At 66.7% G+C, this 3,216-nt stretch carries 3 protein-coding genes; 1 reads left to right on the top strand and 2 read right to left on the bottom strand.

Going from position 1 to position 3,216, the window contains the following annotated elements:
• Nucleotides 1-302: 302 nt before the first annotated feature.
• Together NV2_RS30415 and NV2_RS30410 are read right to left on the bottom strand one after the other, a co-directional pair.
• Nucleotides 303-1,457: an epoxide hydrolase family protein gene (locus tag NV2_RS30415; protein ID WP_157103170.1), complete on the bottom strand. Its 1,155-nt coding sequence runs from the start codon at nucleotides 1,455-1,457 to the stop codon at nucleotides 303-305.
• Between the two features lie 97 nt (nucleotides 1,458-1,554).
• Nucleotides 1,555-2,523 (bottom strand): patatin-like phospholipase family protein, encoded by a 969-nt coding sequence (locus NV2_RS30410; protein ID WP_067882380.1) that lies wholly within the window; start codon nucleotides 2,521-2,523, stop codon nucleotides 1,555-1,557.
• A 103-nt stretch (nucleotides 2,524-2,626) separates the two neighbouring features.
• Between NV2_RS30410 and NV2_RS30405 the strand changes: the two genes are divergently transcribed.
• Nucleotides 2,627-3,046, top strand: coding sequence for an NUDIX hydrolase (locus NV2_RS30405; protein WP_067882377.1), 420 nt, complete (start codon nucleotides 2,627-2,629; stop codon nucleotides 3,044-3,046).
• The last annotated feature ends 170 nt before the right edge of the window (nucleotides 3,047-3,216 follow it).

The following is a 3,216-nucleotide window of genomic DNA, read 5'->3' as shown; positions in this document are numbered from 1 at the left end:
TATGCGGCGGCGCCGTTGGATCGTCCGGACATCGCCGACGTCGAGTTTCCCGGATGGTGGTGCGGATTCCAAAGTAGCTCCAGATAAAGCGGTAATCGGACGGTATCCGCACTTCAATATAGTTGTTACGTGCTAACTAATAAAACGAGTAGCCGCGGAAAGCGGTCCCGGCCGTACCGGTTCCCGCATTTCAGAGTGGTTTTCGGAAGAAATTGTCGGAAATGGACGAATGCGACAATTCAGGTGGATGAATCGCACCCCGTTCATACCGCCTGAATTGCCTGCGAACGAAGTCCGGGCGATCAGCAGGAGCCGACAGAACGGAAGAACTCTCGGATGTCGATGACGAGTTCGGCCGGAGCCTGCAACGAGGCGAAGTGACCGCCTACCGGGTAATGGTTCCAGCGCACCACGGTATGCGCCTGCTCGGCGAGCCCGCGCACCGCACGATCACCCCGGAAGTTGGCCACCGCGGTGGGTACACCGGAGGGGGCGGGTTTGCGGCCCCAGGCGGACAGGGATTCACGGTAGATCCGGGCGGCCGAGCCGGCGGTGCCGGTCAGCCAGAGGGTCGTGACATCGGTGAGGATCGCATCACGGTCGATCGGAGCCTGATCGGTGGCCGTCGGATCCCAGTCCACGAACCATTCCAGGTTCCACGCCAACTGCCCGGCGGGGGAGTCGTTGAGTGCGTAGGTGAGGGTCTGCGGTCGTAACGCCATCTGAGTCGCGTAGCCGTTGTGCTGGTACCACCACCTCTCGTTGGCCGCGGCTTTCGCCCGGTCCGGTTCGGACAGTCGGTCGAGTTCGTCGCCGGAGGCGGTGGCGGCACTGGCGAGGGCGTTCACGTGGACACCCATGACCCGGTCCGGCGCTGTCCGGCCCAGCGCGGGGGAGATGAGACTGCCGTAATCACCTCCTTGGGCGCCGTAGCGTTCATAGCCCAGCCGAGTCATCAATTCCGCCCATGCCCGAGCGATTCGTTCCACATCCCAGCCGGTGTCGAGGGTGGGGCCGGAGAAGCCGAAGCCCGGAACAGACGGTGCCACCACGTGGAAGGCATCACCGGGATCGCCACCGTGGGAGCGCGGATCGGTCAGGGGACCGAGGATGCCGAGGAAGTCGGCAGGCGTGCTGGGCCAGCCGTGGGTCAGGATCAGTGGGGTCGCGTCCGGCTCCGGCGACCGCAGATGGATGAAATGTATGTTCTGGCCGTCGATTTCGGTACAGAACTGAGGCAGCGAGTTGAGCCGGTCTTCCTGGGTGCGCCAGCTGTAACCGGTGCGCCAGTACTCGGCCAGCTCGATCAGATACTCCCGGTCCACACCGTAGGACCAGCCCACACCCGGTAACGCATCGGGCCACCGGCTGTGGGCGAGCCGATCCGAGAGCTCGTCGAGATCGGCCTGCGGCACATCGATACGAAACGGGGTAATTGCTGCGGAACTGTCAGGCATACGACGAGCATCCACGGTGTAGAGGACAGTTGCCGACCTCAATGTGCCGGATTCGACCGCGAACCGCCGGCGCCGCCCAGCCCTGTCGAAGGGACCGTCAGACCGCGGTGTCGCGCTCGCTCGGCGCCTGCTGCCCGCCCTCCACGCACCGGCCCAGCGTTGCGACGGTCACCGCTCGTCCCAGATCCAGAGCCTGCAGGAGAATCCGCGCATCGCGTGCCACGCGCCCGATGCTGGGGGAGTCCGACGGGGGACGAATCTGCAGGATCGAGGGATCGGTGTTCAGCCGCTGCTCGTCGACGACGAACTGTGCCGACTGGTGCGACCAGCTCTGTGCGAGCCGAGGTCCGAGGACACGGGCGACCACGCGGCGTTCGAACGACGACGGAGTGCTGGGGATCTCGTCCGCCCGGCGGGTGCGCAACACCACGATGTGGGTTGCTCCCTGCGCGCGGGCCGTGGCGACCGGCACCGATTCCGACAAGCCGGCGTCGACGTAGCGCCTCCCGTCCATTGCGACAGGCCGTCCGGCCAGCACCGGCATACAGGTCGTGGCGCGCAGGGCGCGCTGCAGGGATGCCACGTCGTGGATGGACGGGTGCAGATCGACGGCGCGACCGTCGCTGACATCGGTGGCGATCGGGTGGAAGGTCACCGGATTGGCGAGGATCGCCGGAAAATCCATCGGGACGAGGCGTTCGTACACGGTGTGCACGAGGAAACCGGTGTCGACCGCGAGCCCGCCACGCAAGATCCGAGCCGGGGCGATGACGCGGCGAATCACGTCCGGATACCAGGCTCGCCGTGATCGGGCCGCTCGCCCGCACAGCAGCCAGGCGGCGTTCAGCGCGCCGGCCGAGGCGCCGTAGACCGCGTCGAAACAACGCAGTAGCCCGAGCTCTTCCAGACCGGTCACCATGCCGTGCGAGTAGGCGCCGCGGGCCGAGCCACCCTCGATCACCAGCGCCAGCCGAGCGCCGTCGCCGTAATGCCCGGCGCTACCACCACGGTGATAACGCTCGGCGATGACCGTCGCCGGGCTCGCGGTGTGCGTACTGTCCGGCATGCTTCGGCACCTTCCGACTCGCGAGTTCGCCCCTGTCTATCACGTGTGCCCGGGCCGCCCACCGTGGCCCGGGCACACGCCGACTGCCCGGTAGGCTGCGCGGATGCGGATCGAATCGTCGCGGCGCCTGATCGACACCGTCGCCTGGGTGCTGATCGATGAGGGCCGGATCCTGTGCGCGCGGCCCCGCGACAAGCACGAGTTCTACATTCCCGGCGGGAAACGGGAAGGCGCCGAGACCGATCGGCAGACGCTGATCCGCGAGATCGCCGAGGAACTCACCGTCACGCTGCTTCCCGGCTCGATCCTGCATGTCGGGACCTATCAGGCCGATGTACCCGGCGATGAGCCGGTTGCCGTGCGAATGGGCTGCTACACCGCCGAGTACACCGGGACGCTCACGCCGAGTAGTGAGATCGCCGAAATCGCGTGGTTCACCTACGCTGACCGCGATGCGGTGCCACCGGTGGATCGCATCCTGTTCGACGATCTGGTGGCGCGGGGCAAGCTGCCGCGCCGATGAGGGCTTGCGCTCGTTCCGGCACCGCGGTCAGTCCGGTAGCAGCGGAACCGACAATCCCTCACCACGGCCGAGTAGGGCCGCACGGGTGACGGTTCCGGCACCGAAGCGGTCACGAACCGCGTCCAGTGCCGCGTCGAGGCCGGACTCGGCGTGGTGGTCGAGAGGTAGCA

This window comes from Nocardia vermiculata NBRC 100427 (genome assembly GCF_001613265.1).
GTDB lineage: Bacteria > Actinomycetota > Actinomycetes > Mycobacteriales > Mycobacteriaceae > Nocardia > Nocardia vermiculata.
Note: the sequence above shows the minus strand (reverse complement) of the source record. Positions and strands in the feature narration are given on the sequence as shown.